The sequence below is a fragment of the Botrimarina colliarenosi genome (assembly GCF_007859955.1).
In the GTDB taxonomy this organism is placed as follows: domain Bacteria; phylum Planctomycetota; class Planctomycetia; order Pirellulales; family Lacipirellulaceae; genus Botrimarina; species Botrimarina colliarenosi.
Map to the genome: position 1 here is coordinate 44,694 of NZ_SJPR01000009.1, position 16,426 is coordinate 61,119.

General features: G+C 64.3%; 14 protein-coding genes. 11 read left to right on the forward strand and 3 right to left on the reverse strand.

Going from position 1 to position 16,426, the window contains the following annotated elements; translation table 11 throughout:
• Positions 1 to 100 precede the first annotated feature (100 nt).
• The 3 genes from Pla108_RS19635 to Pla108_RS19640 all read right to left on the reverse strand — a co-directional run bounded on the left by Pla108_RS19635 (position 101) and on the right by Pla108_RS19640 (position 1,574).
• Positions 101 to 526, reverse strand: a complete 426-nt coding sequence (locus Pla108_RS19635; protein WP_146446687.1) for a hypothetical protein — start codon at positions 524 to 526, stop codon at positions 101 to 103.
• A gap of 151 nt (positions 527 to 677) precedes the next feature.
• Positions 678 to 935, reverse strand: coding sequence for a cation transporter dimerization domain-containing protein (locus Pla108_RS21115; RefSeq protein ID WP_449240204.1), 258 nt, complete (start codon positions 933 to 935; stop codon positions 678 to 680).
• 15 nt (positions 936 to 950) lie between these two features.
• Positions 951 to 1,574 (reverse strand): cation diffusion facilitator family transporter, encoded by a 624-nt coding sequence (locus tag Pla108_RS19640; RefSeq protein ID WP_197526735.1) that lies wholly within the window; start codon positions 1,572 to 1,574, stop codon positions 951 to 953.
• Positions 1,575 to 1,947: 373 nt separating this feature from the next.
• On the opposite strand from Pla108_RS19640, the gene Pla108_RS19645 reads away from it, so the two are divergent.
• From Pla108_RS19645 to Pla108_RS19695, 11 genes are all read left to right on the forward strand, one after another.
• Positions 1,948 to 4,272, forward strand: coding sequence for a heavy metal translocating P-type ATPase (locus tag Pla108_RS19645; protein WP_261342534.1), 2,325 nt, complete (start codon positions 1,948 to 1,950; stop codon positions 4,270 to 4,272).
• A gap of 410 nt (positions 4,273 to 4,682) precedes the next feature.
• Complete coding sequence (locus Pla108_RS19650; protein WP_146446688.1) at positions 4,683 to 5,234, forward strand: sigma-70 family RNA polymerase sigma factor; 552 nt, start codon at positions 4,683 to 4,685, stop codon at positions 5,232 to 5,234.
• Between the two features lie 85 nt (positions 5,235 to 5,319).
• Positions 5,320 to 7,041 carry a LamG domain-containing protein gene (locus Pla108_RS19655; protein ID WP_146446689.1) on the forward strand — a complete coding sequence of 574 codons (1,722 nt, stop codon included), beginning with the start codon at positions 5,320 to 5,322 and terminating at the stop codon, positions 7,039 to 7,041.
• A 32-nt stretch (positions 7,042 to 7,073) separates the two neighbouring features.
• Complete coding sequence (locus Pla108_RS19660) at positions 7,074 to 8,129, forward strand: DUF1559 domain-containing protein (RefSeq protein ID WP_146446690.1); 1,056 nt, start codon at positions 7,074 to 7,076, stop codon at positions 8,127 to 8,129.
• 84 nt (positions 8,130 to 8,213) lie between these two features.
• On the forward strand, positions 8,214 to 8,867 hold the full coding sequence (locus Pla108_RS19665) for a PEP-CTERM sorting domain-containing protein (protein WP_146446691.1): 654 nt from the start codon (positions 8,214 to 8,216) through the stop codon (positions 8,865 to 8,867).
• A gap of 125 nt (positions 8,868 to 8,992) precedes the next feature.
• Positions 8,993 to 9,940: a hypothetical protein gene (locus tag Pla108_RS19670; RefSeq protein ID WP_146446692.1), complete on the forward strand. Its 948-nt coding sequence runs from the start codon at positions 8,993 to 8,995 to the stop codon at positions 9,938 to 9,940.
• A 30-nt stretch (positions 9,941 to 9,970) separates the two neighbouring features.
• Positions 9,971 to 11,611 carry a spherulation-specific family 4 protein gene (locus Pla108_RS19675; protein ID WP_146446693.1) on the forward strand — a complete coding sequence of 547 codons (1,641 nt, stop codon included), beginning with the start codon at positions 9,971 to 9,973 and terminating at the stop codon, positions 11,609 to 11,611.
• On the forward strand, positions 11,608 to 12,513 hold the full coding sequence (locus Pla108_RS19680) for a sugar phosphate isomerase/epimerase family protein (protein ID WP_146446694.1): 906 nt from the start codon (positions 11,608 to 11,610) through the stop codon (positions 12,511 to 12,513). The genes Pla108_RS19675 and Pla108_RS19680 overlap by 4 nt, the downstream gene beginning before the upstream one ends.
• A 32-nt stretch (positions 12,514 to 12,545) precedes the next feature.
• Complete coding sequence (locus Pla108_RS19685; protein WP_146446695.1) at positions 12,546 to 13,847, forward strand: Gfo/Idh/MocA family protein; 1,302 nt, start codon at positions 12,546 to 12,548, stop codon at positions 13,845 to 13,847.
• A complete protein-coding gene (locus Pla108_RS19690; protein WP_146446696.1) occupies positions 13,844 to 14,911 on the forward strand; it encodes a formylglycine-generating enzyme family protein in 1,068 nt (355 codons plus the stop codon). The genes Pla108_RS19685 and Pla108_RS19690 overlap by 4 nt, the downstream gene beginning before the upstream one ends.
• Positions 14,912 to 15,098: 187 nt before the next feature.
• Positions 15,099 to 16,274: an acyltransferase family protein gene (locus tag Pla108_RS19695; RefSeq protein WP_146446697.1), complete on the forward strand. Its 1,176-nt coding sequence runs from the start codon at positions 15,099 to 15,101 to the stop codon at positions 16,272 to 16,274.
• The last annotated feature ends 152 nt before the right edge of the window (positions 16,275 to 16,426 follow it).

A 16,426-nucleotide genomic window follows, 5' to 3' on the forward strand; every position in this document is an offset into this window, starting at 1 on the left:
CGACGTGCGCGCAGGCGCACCGGTAGCTTCGGGACTTCAACGTGGGACGGGCGTCACGCCGGTAAGGGGCATGACAGGGCAGAAAGCCCAGAGGGGCGCCTCAAATGCGCAGCAGCGTGCCCTGACTGAGCAGCGACTGTGGCGGACCCGGGCGGATCGCCACCGCGTTGGCCGATCGACGAGCCAACTGGGAAGCAAGCACGTGCGGCTCGGCATTCCAGAGGGCGATTCCCGACGAACCCGCCACTTCGGAGACGGCCTCGATCAGCAGGCCATCCGGGTCGGCTGCCGAGCAGGTCGGGCACCCGTCGCACGGGGTCGGAACTGGCTGGTGACGCAATGAGCTCGCTCCGTGATCTCCGCAGTCGTGGTGGTGGTCACCATCGCTGAAGAAAGAAGCGTGCTCACAGCCCGAAGGCTCGGCTTCGCAGCGGTCCGATCCATGCCTGTGCTGGCAATGGCAGCCCGCAGCCAACTGCGATTGCAGTAGCCCGGCGGCGAGCAGAATGGCGAGGAAGGAACGCATGCCGATAACTCTCCACCTATCCTATCGGTGAGTCAAGCTCGATGGCTTGACGCGATTGTGCAGCCGCGTTGGTCACGACGGCCACACAATTCTTCCTTGATGGCGTCACGGGGGCGTCCGCCGCCTGGACCGACCGGCGCCAGCCGAGATTTCAGACGAAGTCATCGCTCGCCTGCCGACAGTGCTGTGGTTCACGCTCGATCTGGATCGTCGTGTGCTCAATCGCAAAGCGATCGTGCAGTTGTTCCTGGATGAGCCGCAGCAAGCCGTCGTCGTTTTCAACGACCGGTCGAACGAGGTGGGCCGTCAGCGCCGTTTCGCGCGTGCTGATTGCCCAGATGTGCAAGTCATGGCAGGCCGTCACGCCGTCAAGCGATTCCAGGAAACGCCGAACAGCGTCGGAATCGATTCCTTCGGGAACACCCTAAACGGCGAGGTTGGAAGACTCCCTCAGCAGGTTCCAGGTGCTCACAAAGACGACCGCCGCAATCACCAAGCTGGTCACCGGGTCGATCCAGGCCCAGCCGGTGGCCCAGATGCCGAGCCCCGCGACGACCACCCCCACGGAGACCCCCGTGTCGGCCGCCATGTGGAGAAACGCGCCGCGAATGTTCAGGTCGTCCCGTCGATCGGACCAGAACAGCATCGCCGTGGCGGCGTTGATGACGACCCCCATGCCTGCGACCGCAACGATCGACAGCCCGCCGAGCTCGGCGGGCTCGCTAAATCGTCGAACGGCTTCCCAAGCGATTCCGCCAATCGCGGCCAGAAGCAACAGGGCGTTGAGAAGGGCGGCCAGCACGGTCGCGCCGCGCCATCCGTAGGTACGACGACGCGAGGGCGAGATCGACGCCAACGCGTGCCCTCCCCAAGCAAGGAGCAAGCCAAAGACATCGCTGAGGTTATGACCGGCGTCAGAAAGCAGCGCCAGTGAGCCCGTGGCGAATCCAAAACCCGCTTCGACGAGAACATAAGCGATATTCAGACCTACGCCGATCGCAAAGGCTCGACCATGATTGGTGGCGACATGGTCATGCGAATGCGGCATAGCGTCGTGCTCTCACTTACTTCTGGTTCATTGGGCTTGGCGGGCCCGACATCGGCATTATGGACGGTGTTATGGGGAAATGGCGAGTCTGATGGGAAGCTACTCGCGACCGGGTCTTCAGCCGTGCCGACTTGCACCCGCGCGACGCCGTGCACAGACGCGGTGGCTGCAAATCGGAGCTGGCTATTCGATGCGAATTGTCGAAGCCTGAGTTGCACGGAATTGGCGGGACGGTGACTAAGACCGGTTGCCGCCCTCGCTCGACACCGTTCTTCTGCTGCAAATTGCCCCGTCTTACGGGGAGGTATAGCATCGACCACGTGATTCACTCCAATCCTTCCATCGAGACTTCTGCCAGACCCGAGCGTTGCTAGTGGCTATTGCGCAAGACCCCGTTTGTGGGATGCAGGTCGATACCGACACCGCCCTCTCGATCGATGCGCACGGTCAACCCGTCTACTTCTGCAGCGCCGGGTGCCGTCGCCGTTTCGCTGACGAGCAAGGCTTGGAGGTCGCGGCAGGCGACGATCCCGCTCCCCCGGACGAGCTTCGAGAACAATCATCGCCTCCAACGAATCCTGGAGCGGGAGGCCGCCTCTACACGTGCCCTATGCATCCCGACGTAGAGCAGGTCGGCCCGGGCAGTTGCCCCAAGTGCGGGATGGACCTGGAACCGAAGGAAGCGTCCTTAGGAGACGAGAACGACGGCGAGTCCGCCATGGCGCGCCGATTCTGGGTCGGCGTCACGCTCAGCGTTCCGCTGCTCGTCCTCACGATGGGCCCGATGGTCGGTTTGCCGGTCGAGGATTGGTTGTCGTCCGACGTGGCGGCTTGGTTGCAGTTTGCCCTCGCCACGCCTGTCGTGTTCTGGTGTGGCTGGCCCCTCTTGGTGCGTGGTTGGCGATCGATCCAGAACGCGAGCCCGAACATGTTCACCCTGATCGCCATCGGAACGCTGACGGCGTATGTCTTCAGCTTGTTCGCGACTCTGGTTCCGAGCTGGATCCCGGAGGCGTTCTACGAGGCGGGTCGGGCGCCGCTCTACTACGAGGCGGCCGCGGTCATCATCACGCTGGTCCTGCTCGGTCAGGTGCTCGAACTGCGGGCCCGGAAAAAGACAAGCGGCGCGATACGCGAGCTTCTGAAGCTCGCGCCCGACACAGCGCACCGGGTCGTCGATGGCAAGGAAGAAGACGTCGCCTTGGACCAGATTGGCCTGGGCGACCGGCTCCGCGTCCGCCCCGGCGAGAAGATGCCGGTCGATGGCGTCGTTGTAGAGGGCGCGAGCGCCGTCGACGAGTCGATGCTCACCGGCGAGCCGATCCCCGCCGACAAAGCGGCCGGCGACCACGTGTCGGCCGGGACGCTCAATCAAACCGGGGCGCTCGTTGTCGAAGCGAAGCAGGTTGGCGCCGACACGGTGCTTAGCCGGATCGTCGACATGGTCGCCTCGGCGCAGCGCAGCCGGGCCCCGATCCAGGGGCTCGTCGATGTGGTGGCGGCGTGGTTCGTGCCGGCGGTGATTGGCGCCGCCATCCTTGCGTTTGTCGTCTGGGCGACCGTTGGGCCCGAGCCGCGATTCGCCCACGCCCTGCTGGCGGCGATCTCGGTGCTCATTATCGCCTGCCCCTGCGCGCTGGGCCTTGCGACACCGATGTCGGTCATGGTCGGCGTCGGCCGTGGGGCGAAAGAAGGGGTCCTCGTGAAGGATGCGCAGGCGTTGGAAACTCTCGAAAAGGTCGATACGGTCGTCGTCGATAAGACCGGCACCCTCACCGAAGGGAAGCCACGCGTCGTCGACGTCGCCATTGAGGACGGTTCGGACGAGGAGGAACTGCTCGGGTTGGCGGCCGCCGTCGAGGGCTCAAGCGAGCACCCCTTGGCACGCGCCATCGTCGACGGCGCCAAAGAACGCGGTGTCGCCACGAAGTCGGCCGAGCACTTCCAGAGCACTACCGGCGGCGGCGTCTCCGCGGAAGTAGCGACACGGACGGTGCGGGTCGGCAAGCTGGCGTTCTTGGCCGAACAAGGAATCGCTCCGTCGGACCAGCTCAAGTCCGCCGCTGATTCGGCGCAGTCCGAGGGGCGGACCGTCGTATTCGTCGCGGCCGATGACCGGCTCCTCGGCTTCCTCAGCATCGCCGATCCCGTCAAGAATAGCTCGGCAGAGACCATCCGGCGGCTCCACGAGCGAGGGCTCCGGGTCGTCATGCTGACCGGGGATTCCGAGGCGACCGCCGAATCCGTCGCGCGAGAACTAGGGATCGACGAGGTCCACGCCGGGGTGTCGCCCAAGGAGAAGCACGAGTTCGTCAAGCAGCTTCGCAAAGACGGCCGCGTCGTGGCGATGGCGGGCGACGGAATCAACGACGCGCCGGCCCTCGCCGCGGCGGACGTTGGCATCGCCATGGGGACCGGCAGCGACGTGGCGATCGAGTCGGCCGACGTGACCTTGCTAGGGGGCGATCTTCAAGGCGTCCTCAAGGCGGTCGCTCTCAGCCGCGCCACGATGCGAAATATCCGTCAGAACCTAGCGTTCGCCTTCGGCTACAACGCCCTGGGGATCCCCATCGCGGCGGGCGTTCTCTATCCCGTCTTCGGTTGGCTCCTCAGCCCGATGATCGCCGCCGCGGCGATGAGCCTCAGCAGCGTGTCGGTGATCGGCAACGCGCTGCGATTGCGGGCGACGAAGCTCTGAGGCCGCTGCGGGCAACGCCTTTATCACCGTCACCGACGCTTCCCGGATGCCGGATGGTTGAGGAGCGGAGCGACTAGTCTAGCGACAAGGAGCAACGCAGCCTCGGCCTGCGGTATCGCGGTTGGGCTCTGGAGTCCGATGGATTCTTACCCAGACTGCCTCGCGGAACGGCTCTGCCGCCCGCTCAGCGAGGACCGCGCGAAAGCCCGGCGCAATGGCGTGAGCGACGTAAGTCCCTACGCGACAACGCCTTCTGTACGACGCAGCCCCTAAGTGCAGTCATCGGGCCCAGGTTTTCTTCCTTTTTGTTAAATCTCTGCGTAGCCTCCACCCTTCGCCCCCCGTTGCTAGTGACGCAAGGGGATACCAACCGCCTGTAATCCAAACGGGCAGCCGAGTGGAGAAATCGCTTGTCGGGCTCGAAGATCGATCCAGACGATTTCGTGATGCTCGTGGCGCGTCACGGCCCGCGAGTTCGGGCCTTCGCCGCCACGCTGGTTGGGTTTGACACCGACGTGATCGATGAGGTGATGCAGGCGACGCTGCTGGTCGCTTGGAAGAAGATCGACATCTTTCGCTACACGGGCGACAACCCGGCCGAGGAGTTTGTCCGCTGGGTCTGCACGATCGCTCGGTTCGAGGTGCTCGGCTACCTACGAGACAAACAGCGGAGGCGGACTCTGGCTTTCGACGAAGCGATTGTCGGTGAGCTCGCCGAGTTACAAGAACAGCATTCCGACCTACTAGACGCCCGCCACTCCGCCCTACGCGGGTGTCTCAAGCAGCTCGAGCCTAAGCAACAAGAAGCCCTCCGCATGCGGTACGGCATCGGCCTGTCGATGTCCGAGATCGCAGCGCGGCAGAGCCGGACCGTCAAAGCCGCCACCGTGGCGATGTGCCGCGTCCGCAAGGCCCTAGAGCGGTGCATACGTCAGTCGCTCTCCCGCGAGGGGATCGCATGACCAGAATCCGCGTCAATCCGACCCGCCGCCGGTCACGAGGACCGGCCCGACTCGATCAACCATCGCTACCCGGAAGGAACGCCTGATGGCGAAGCCTGTCAACGACCCGATGTCGAGCGGCCCGCCCGCCGACGAACTCGAAACGCTCTTGGAGCGTTTGTGCTTGGGCGAATTGGCCCCCGCCGAATGGAGTCGTCTGGGGGATCTGATCCGTGGCGATCAAGACGCGGCGATGCGGTACGTTGAGACGGCTCACTACTGCGAGACGTTGCGGAACGAAACCGCCGGCGCCGAGCCGCTCCCCGCCATGCTGCGTAGCGCCGTGGCCCGCGATGGCGGCAAGGACTACGAGCCGTCGTCGTCACTCCGTTCACGGGGACCGCTCGCCTGGTTCGCGCCGTGGGCGGTCGCCGTCAGCGTCGCGTTCCTCTGTGGATGGCTGGCGTCGGGCGCCGGGTCGACGCCTTCGCCAGCGACGCCCGCGCCCCCTCAAGTCATGCCGAAGACGTTCGTCCTCAGCGAGGACGCGGGCCGGTCCGAGCCCATGGGACGCATCACCGGGCTGACACCGGTGGCGTCGTCCGATGGGCTGCTACGTTCGTTGAAGGTGGGATCGCAACTGGGGCGGGGCGAGGTCTTCCAACTCACCCGGGGCGCCGCCCGGCTGGAAATCGGCCGCGGCGAGGTGCTCATCCAGGGACCGGCCGAGGTTTCGCCGATCGGGGACAACACCCTTTTCGTCCGGAGCGGCCGCGTCACGGTCAGCCACGGCGACGCCATGACCATCCAGACCCCCTCCGCGGTGATCGTGGGGCAATCGGCCCGCTTTGCGGTCGTCGCCAACGCCGAGGTAGGCCTCGACCTGTCCGTGATCGAAGGAGAAGCCACGGTCCACAGTGCCCCGCGCCGTGGACGCGTCGGCGAGTCGCTCGGCAAAGTCGCTGCGGGAGAAAACGTCCAGGTCTTCGACGCGGGGTCGCGACGGTACCGCATCAGATCTGGGGCCGCTCTTCCCGAAGGGGTCCTGCTCGCCTGGAGCGACGCGACAGAGAAGCTGCACCCCTATGAACAGCTGGTCCTCGCTGACAAGCCGCTCGCCTACTGGCCGCTGTACCGGGTGCGACGCCACCGGGCGGTGCTCGACCTGACACAGAACGGTTTCGACGGCTACGCGATCGGGAACTGGCCCACCGAACTCACCGACGTGCATGCGAGTCAGCCCCGCGGGTCCTATTTCGATGGCGAGTCGTACGTCGAGTCGGACCGCAAGCCGCCGGTCGACCTCCGCACCGGCTTCACGATCGAGAGCTGGGCACGCGTCGCCGGCGGCCCGGAGTACCAATCGGTGTTTACGTCGCGGTGGGTGCTCGAATCGCATAGCGGGCAAGAGCAGTGCCTCGGGTTCACGCTTTACGCGGGGGAGAACGACCGCTGGCAGTTCTGGACCGGCTCGGGCGAGTACGGCAAGAACTGGGACAAGCTCGACTCGAACGAAGCGGTCCAGCGCAACCGATGGACCCACGTCGCGGCGAGCTTCCAGCCCGACGCGGGACAAGAGAACGCGACGGCGTCGATCGCCGGCGTCGTCCGGGTCTTTGTTGACGGCGCCCTCGCCGGTGAGGCGCGACACTCGATGTCGCTTGAAGATTTCGCTTGGCCGGCGCGGATCGGCGCCGCTGAGTTTGTGCCGAAGTCACTCACGTCGTGGCTCTTCGAGGGCGAGCTCCGCGACGTGGCTCTCTACGATCACGTGCTTCAGCCGGGCCAGGTCCGGACGCATGCCGAGCAAGGAAAATCGGCGACCTGAACCTCTACTTCGCCGTACACGACGGAGCCATCATGGACCCAACTGCTACTAAAACCCGGTCTCGCCTCGGCTTCACCCTGGTGGAGCTGTTGGTGGTGATCGCCATCATCGGCATCCTCGTGGCGCTGTTGCTCCCGGCGGTGCAGGCGGCGCGCGAGGCGGCCCGGCGGACGCAGTGCAAGAACCAGCTGAAGCAGCTCGGACTGGCGTTCCACCTTCACCACGACACGCACAAGCACCTGCCAACCGGCGGATGGCGATTTAACTGGCTGGGATATCCCGAGTACGGTTTTGGCAAAGAGCAGCCTGGCGGATGGCTCTATAACGTCCTGCCGTACATTGAGGAGCAGTCCCTGCATGATATAGGGGCCGGACTTACTGCCGCCGCACGAAATCAGGCGACCCTCAAACGAGTTCAGTCTCCCTTTGAGGGGATGACCTGCCCGAGTCGCCGAATCACCAACGTCTACCAGCTGGCAAGCACTTCTCTGCCGTATGCGTACTGCGAGACGCCAATAGAGGTTTGCAGCAAGACGGATTACGCCGCTAACGCGGGCGACATGTTTGTCGGTGAACCCGCAAGCGGCATCATCAGCGAAACCGTCGTCGACTATCAGATGGGACGTGACTTCGCTTGGAATCCAATCTACACAGCGCGAGACCCTTCCGAACCTACGATCGTGATAAACACGCCGGCAACCGGCGTCGTCTTCACGAGATCCGAAGTGTCATTCTCCAAGATTACGGATGGCACCTCAAAGGTGTATATGGTCGGAGAGAAGTACATGTCGACCGACCACTACACCGACGGCTTGGACAAGGGAGACAACGAGCCCGGCTTCTCTGGAGGGAATGCCGACACGCTCCGGGTAACGGTGGCGAAGGTACAACTGAATCGAGAGATTCGGCTCGAGCCCGATGGGGCCGGTGAAAAACTCGGCGACGAGCTTAAATTTGGGTCCGCCCATTCCGGCGGACTCAACATGGCGTTCTGCGACGGCTCCGTCGGCTTCGTGAGTTTCGACATCGACGCTGATGTGCACCGACTCTCTGGCAACCGCGCCGACGGAAACGTAACGACGAAATAGCGAACGGTGAACCATGCGACGGAACATGCGAGCGGCGGCGATTTCCACCCCCTTCCCCCGGATTTGACCCCTGGAGTAGTTCTGATGAAAGCTTGCCTTGCGGCCCTGGCCTGCCTTGGAGTAGCGGCGACGCTCACCCCGGCTAGTGCTTACTACAAAACCGTCACGATCGACGGTGACTTCAGCGACTGGGCCGACGTACCGGTCATCGACAGCGATCCGGCCGACAATCCGGGATCGGTTGATATCGGCGACATCAAGGTCGCCAATGACGAGAACTTTCTCTACATCTACTACACCTCCTACGACTCGCTAGCGCTGTCGACATTCATCTCGATCGACTACGACAGCGACGTCTCGACCGGGTACGACGTTTTCGGCATGGGCCTTATCGGCTCGGAAGCGGCTTGGCAGAACGACTTTCCGTTCCAGCAACAGGCCGGCGTGTTCAACAACGGTCTCGGCCTGACCGGCGAGTTCTTTGGATCGGGCGCTGCGTTGATTGCTCCCTACGGCGATTTTCCTGAGCATGAACTGGCGATCTCACTCGACATTGCTTTCGGCTTCACCGGCATTCCCGTGTTTGACGACGCCGACTTCGACCTGCTCTTGTGGACCGACGTCGGCGCAGGCGATGTCTCGTCGAAGATTAGCTACACGCTGAGCGTCCCCGAGCCGACCTCGGCGGCGATCGTCCTGCTTGGCGCGTTGGGCACTGCCACACGGCGACGCAATTGATTGTGAGCTGAGTTCGTTGAAGCATCGTTGCGATTCCGGGCCGGTGTCTCTGAGCCGACACCGGCCTGGATCGCAACGCCCCACTCACCCCATGCAAGGCGTCCCCCGCCCCGAGGCGATACCCAATGAAACACACTTACTCACTCGCCGCGTTGACATTTCTGGCGGCGTTCGGTTCTCAGACCGTCGCCCAGGTGATCGCGCCCAGCACCTTCACCACTTCAATCCAAGTCCGGGACGAGGCGGCAGGAACTGAATTCGACGACTGGGCCGACATCCCGATCACTTTGACCGACCCGTTGGACAATGAGGGAGGCTCACCCCTGCCCTTTGTCGATATCAACACTGTTCAGATCGCCAACGACCAGACCAGTCTTTATATCCGCGTGACAACGCACAGCTCGGTTATTTCGGCGCTGGGCAGCGGAATGTACCTTGCCTTCGACCTCGATCAAGACACCGGCACTGGCTTCGATGTCTTCGCGCTTGGAGAAATTGGGTCGGATTTAGGGTACATAACCGATTACCCGTACCAACAGGCCACCGGCACCTTCAATACCGGCGTCGAAGGGGTCGTCGACTATGGCGGAGCCTTCATCGGATTGGCGGTAACGTACCCATACTACGAGACCGGACCGCCCGTCGGCACGCAGATCGAATGGTCGATCCCGCTCAGCTTGGCGATCGGGCCCGACGGTCCTGGAACACCGGTCTTCACGAGCGACACGTTCGACCTGATGGTGTGGAACGATCAAGGCGCTGGCGACGTCACGGAGGTCATCACCTACACGCTCGCAACAGCCCCGGCCGTGACCGGCGACTACAACGGCGACGGCATGGTCGACGCCGCCGACTACACCGTCTGGCGTGACAGCAACGGCGACATCGGCGCCGATCTGCCCGCCGACGGCAACGGCGACATGGAAGTCAACGGCGACGACTACACGGTCTGGGCCAACAACTACGGCGGCCCCGCCCCGTCCAGCGCCGTCGCGGTGCCGGAGCCCGCCGCGCTGCTGCTGGTGGTCGCCGCCGTTGGGTTCGCGTTCCCTCGTTCGATGTTCAATCGCTGAGGCGCCGCGTACGTGAGACGATTTTCCGACATGCTTGGCACGTCCTGGGGTGGGACGATCGCCCGCCTGCTGACGCTTCTGACCACGCTGCCTCTGGTCGGAGCGTCAGTAGGCGAGGCGTTTGCTTTGGAGATCGTCGTGCCGGCTTACTTCTACCCGTCGGCGGGCGGCGATTGGGGACGGATGACTTCCGCCCTCAGCGAAGCCTCGATTACGGCGATCATGAACCCGGGGAACGGCCCCGGCAACCGGATCGACGCCAACTATACGAGCGCCACCACGTCGTTCACCACGGCGGGGGGGAAGCTGATCGGCTACGTCTACAGCGGCTACGGCTCGCGCCCCCTCGATCAGGTGCTCGCGGACATCGACGACTACGCCGAGTGGTATCCCGTGAGTGGGATTTTTGTCGATGAGTTTTCCAATAGCTCCGACACCGCGGCCCTCGACTACTACAACGCGATTTACGAACACGTAAAGTTGATCGACCCCAGCTGGGAAGTCATGGGCAACCCCGGAACCACGACGGTAGAAGACTACCTGACCCGCCCGGCGGCGGACCGACTGATGGTGTGGGAGAACTTCGGCTCGACCTACCCGAGCCACACGCCGTCGCCGTGGAACGCCGACTACGACAGCTCACGCTTCGTCAACCTCCTGCACACGCTTGCTTCGGGCGATGCGGCCGCCGATTACGTCGATCTCGCCGTGTCGCGGAACGTCGGAGGCGTCTACTTCACCGACGACGTGCTCAACAACCCCTGGGATCGACTGCCCTCGTACTGGGAGCAGTTCGTCACCAAGGTGGCGACTGTCAACAATCGAGTGATCGGGCCTTTGCAAACCCTCAGCAACCCAGTGAACGACGGCGGCATCCTCATCGACACGTCGCGCAACGACTGGGCCGGCGTCGTCCCTTTCACCGCTGACGCCGCCGCCGACACGATCTCGGCCCTCGACATCGACTCGGTCACCCTGGCGAACGATTCGGCAAACCTGTTCGTGCGGCTCACGCTCAACGATGAAAACGGCCCGCCGCCGGGGCTCGGCTCGACGCACCGCATCTATCTCGATGTCGACGGCGATCGCGACACCGGCTTCTATGGCGACGGGGGCGATTTCGCCATCGGGGCCGACTATCTGCTGCTAGACGACCGGCTGTTCGCCTTCCAAGGCGAGACGCAGCAGACCTTCTCGTGGAACTTTCTACAGAACGTCGCTGCCGACGACTCGACGACCGACGATATCGAGTGGTCGCTGCCGCTGGCCGCGATCGGCAGCCCCGCCAGCATCGATTTCTTGGTTCAGACCAACGCCAGCGGTGGCCCCGACTACCTGCCCGACGCGGCGGCGACGGGCCTCTTTGGCAACCCGTATCGTTACGAAATAGGCGTCGCGCCGATGGCGGGGGACTTCAACAGCGACGGCCTCGTTGACCCGCTCGACTACACCTACTGGGTAGATCAGTTCGGCTCGGACGACCCGTCAGCCGACAGCAACGACGACGGGGTCGTGGACGCCGCTGACTACACCGTGTGGCGTGACGCCTACGCGGCCACGACGGCCATCGCGGTTCCCGAGCCGTCTATCGCCGCCTGGTCGCTGTCGCTGTTCGCAATGCTCTGGCGGCGCGGCCGCCGACAGCCTCCTCACCAAGCGACCAACGCATGAGATCACTCCCCGCAATCAGCCGACGCCGATTCGGCGCGACGGTCGCAGCGACCGTCGCCGCTGCGGCGGCTCCGGCGCTGCTGCACGCCGAATCCTCGTCGTCCGTAACAGCCGCGACTGGCCCTCCGCGTAAGCTTCGCAAGGCCGTGAAGTGGGGCATGATCGAAGGCGAGGCGCCCCCCCTCGCAAAGTTCGGCCTCTGCAAAGAGTTGGGCTACGACGGCATGGAGCTCATCAGCCCCGGGCAGCCGCCGATCGATGAGTTGCGAGCCGCGTCGGCGGAAACCGGCATGCCGATCCACGGGGTCGTCAACGAACGCCATTGGCAGGTCCGTCTGTCGGCCCCCGACCAAGCGACTCGCGACGCCGCGACGGCGATCCTCGAGCAGGCAATCCGTGACTCGCACGCCATGGGCGGGCACACCGTCCTCTTGGTCCCGGGCGTCGTCAACGAAGAGGCGACCCACGACGAGGTCTGGAAACGTTCGATCGTCGAGATCAAAAAGACGCTGCCGATCGCCGCAACGCTCGGCGTCCGCGTCCTGATCGAAAACGTCTGGAACGGCTTCTGCGAAACGCCCGAACAGTTGCGCGACTACCTCGACGAGATCGACAGCCCGTGGGTCGGTTCGTACTACGACATCGGCAACGCCCAGAAGTTCGCTCCGAGCGAGAAGTGGATCCGCACGCTGGGGTCCCGAATCGTCAAACTCGACGTGAAGGACTGGGGCGTCACGGCCGGCTTCTGCAAGATCGGCGATGGCGAGGTGAACTGGCCCGCCGTTCGCGAAGCGCTTGCCGAGATCAATTACTCCGGATGGTGCACCGCCGAGGTCGCAGGAGGCGGTCGTGAACGACTCGCCGATATTTCTCGACGGATGGACGCGGCGCTGCTCAGCTGAGCGCGCCTAATAGGTCAACAAGGAACAACCCGATGCCAATCAATCCACCAGCCGACTCCAGCCGTCGCGCTTTCCTAAAGCAGTCCGCGGCGGTCGGATCGACGCTCGCGGCGGCGCTGGCGGCGAGCCCTCTCGCACGCGCCGCTCACACCGGCGCGGACGAGACCCTGCGAGTCGGTCTGGTCGGCTGCGGAGGCCGCGGCCGCGGCGCCGCGATCGACGCGCTGAACGCCGACCCGGGGGCCAAGCTCGTCGCGGTCGGCGACGCGTTCATGGACCGCGCCAAGAGTGGGCTCGCGGCAATCGAGTTCGAGGAGTCGATCGCCGACCGGGTCGCCGTCGACTCCGACCACACCTTCGACGGCTTCGACTGTTTTAAGAAGGTGATCGACTCCGAGGTCGACGTCATCCTGCTCGCAACGCCGCCTCACTTCCGCCCCGAGCACCTCGCCTACGCGGTCGAGAAGGGCAAGCACGTCTTTGTCGAGAAGCCGATCTCTGTCGACATGGCGGGCGCCGAACGCGTCGCTCAGACCTGTGAGGTCGCCGCGTCGAAGGGGCTGTCGATCGTCTCCGGCCTCTGCTGGCGCTACGACTTGGGGGTCCTTGAAACGATGAAGCGGATCGAGGACGGCGCGATCGGCGACATCGTCGCGATCGAGTCGTGCTACAACTCGGGCACGCTCTGGCACCGTGGCGACAAGCCCGACTGGAGCCGCATGGAGTACCAACTCCGCAACTGGCTCTACTACACCTGGCTGTCGGGCGACATCATCGCCGAACAGGCCATCCACTCGCTCGACAAGACGGCTTGGCTGCTCGGGGATCAGAGCCCCACCAAGGCGATGGCGATGGGGGGCCGCCAGCAGCGGACCGACCCGAAGTACGGCAACGTCTTCGATCACTTCACCGTCTTCTACGAGTACCCCACCGGCCAGAGCGTTTACTTCACCTGCCGGCAGCAGGACGGCTGCACGATGCGGGTCGACGAAGTTGTCCACGGCACGAAAGGGAAGGCCGAGATCCTAGCCGGACGCATCTGGACCCCCGGCGGCAGCGAGTGGCGGTACGACGGCCCCAAACCGAGCATGTACCTCAACGAGCATGTCGAGTTCTTCAAGAGCATCCGGGCGGGTGAGCCGATCAACAACGGCCACTACATGGTCAACAGCACGCGGATCGCGCATCTGGGACGGATGGCCGCCTACACCGGCAAGACGACCAGTTGGTCCGACGCCATCGCCGACCCGACTCACCTGGGCCCTCAGGATTACAGTTGGACCGACGTCCCCGAACCGTCCGTCGCGATCCCCGGGATCTTGGCAAAGGCATGAAACGCTGGCTCACCTTCCTAGCCATCGCAGCGGCGCCAGTGCTCGCTAGCGGCGAAACGCCCGGCGTCGCCACCGAGCGTCCCGCCGAGGGCCGCTACGTCGAGGTCGACGACGTCTTCCTCGTCCCCTACGAGGCGACAATCCCTGGGACCGATGTGTCGTTCTGGATGGAGCCGATCCCCGGCGACAAGACGCTCGCCCCGTACTGGATCGGCCGCACCGAGGTCACCTGGGCCGAGTACCGGCAGTACATGAATCTATGCGCCATCTTCGAGCGGTTCAACGACGCCGGCGTGCGACAAGTGACCGACGCCAACCGAGTCGATGCGATCACCGCGCCGTCGAAGCTCTACGACGCCAGCTTCACCTTTGGGTCGGGCGACAAGCCCGAACTGCCGGCCGTGTCGATGACGCAATACGCCGCCAAGCAGTACACGAAGTGGCTCAGCCTGTTGACGGGCTCCGTGTATCGGCTGCCGAGCGAGGCGGAGTGGGAGCACGCCTGCCGCGCCGACGGAGCCGAGCCGAGCGATCCGGATGCGGTCGCTTGGCACGAGGACAATTCCGATTTCGAGACCCACGCGGTCGCCCGAAAGGAGCCCAACGCTTGGGGCCTCTACGACATGCTCGGCAACTCGAGCGAATGGGTGCTCGACGCGCCCGACGCCGAGTTAGAAGACGCCGATGGCCCCAGAGGCGAGCCGCCCGTCGCGTGGCCGACAAAGCTCTTCCCACGGCTACTAAAGGGGGGCTCCGCCTTCTTGGCGGCGGACGAAGCCACGTGCGACGCGAGACGCGACTCGGACGACGACACCTGGCGTGACTACGACCCGAACACCCCCAAGAGCCCGTGGTGGTTCGCGAACGACGACGCGCAGGACGTCGGGTTCCGCGTGTTGCGGCCCTACCAGGCGACGTCGGACGCGATGCGACTCCGCTACTGGGACGCCGACATTCCGCGGATCCAGAAGGTGGCCGACTTCCGAATCGACGAAGAGGGCCGCGGCGAACGCGGATTGGTCGATCCAGGACTGCCAGCCGCCATCAAGCAGTACGGCCGCTAGATTGTTCCCCTCCCTTTCAGGGAGGGGTTAGGGGAGGGTCTCGGCGATCCCTACAGGAAAACTCTCCTGTGCAGGACAGTCCCACCCTCCCCTAGCCCCTCCCTGAAAGGGAGGGGGGAAGTAGAGTCGGTACCCGTTCAAACCCATCCCCCAACCCCTCGTTATCGAGGGGAGGGGAGTTTTCGCCATGGATGACTCAATGCACGCCAACGAGTCGCCGCCGACCCAACGGCTCGCTTCGCTCGACGTGTATCGCGGCGTCACGATGCTGCTGCTGGCGTTCACCGTCCCGAACTGGGGATGGCAAGAGCCGATCGCAGACGCCCACCCCTGGCTGCGCCCCTTGGCGGAGCAGTTCGAGCACGCCACGTGGCGCGGCATGACGCTGTGGGACCTAATCCAGCCTTCGTTCATGTTCATGGTGGGGGTGTCGTTGCCCTACTCGCTCGCCTCGCGCAAGCGCCGTGGCGCCATGCAGGCCTCGTTATGGAGACACGCCGCGACACGAGCCGTGGCGTTGATCCTGCTCGGCGTCTTCCTCCGCTCGATCGGCCGCGACGAAACCAATTGGACGCTCGAGGATGTCGTCTCGCAGATCGGGCTGGGATACTTGCCCCTCTTCTGGCTGGCGACACGTGGACCCCGTGAGCAAGGGATCGCTATCGCCTTGCTGCTGACGGCGACTTGGCTCCTTTACGCTCTCTGGCCAATCCCGACCGATGACGAGCTGGTCGTCGAGCACTTCAGCGGCTTTTGGGCCCACTGGAACGAGCACGTTGGTCCCGGCGTCGCGTTCGACCGGTGGCTGCTGAACCTGCCGCCCCGATCGACGCCCTTCGTCGTCAATGAAGGGGGCTACTACACGCTCAACTTCTTGCCATCGCTAGCGACGATGACGCTCGGCCTACTCGCCGGTCAGCAGATGAAGAGCGATCGGACGGCGGGGGCAAAGCTCGCTTGGCTCACCGCCTGGGGCGTGGGCTTGCTCGCGTTCGGACTCGCCCTCGACGCCGTCGGCGTATGCCCCCTCGTGAAAAAGGTCTGGACACCGAGTTTCGCGCTAGCGTCGGGTGGCTTGTGCCTCGTGATCCTGGCCGTCTTCTACGCGATCCTGGACGTTGGCGGCTGGCGGCGCGGGGCCGAGCCCGCCACGGTAGTGGGACGCAACCCGCTCGCCATGTATGTGATGACCTGGACCATCGCTTCGTGGGTGCTCATGAACCTGACAACACACTTGGGCGACGACCTTTTCTTCGTCTTCGGTGCCCCCTACGCCCCCCTGCTTGGCAATCTCGCCGTGGGGACGGTCCTGTGGCTGTTTTGCTGCTGGATGGACCGAAATCGGGTCTACGTCCGCCTCTAGAGAAGTTACGACGTCGATCAGAGACGCCTGTCAGTTGGACGCCGAAGCGATCGGCGCCGCCCCGTCGGAAGCGCTCGTCCGTGGCCAAACGCCCGTCAGATCTCCCGATTTTTTAGACGCGAGCCCCCGACAGTCGTCGAGGTCCTTCCAAC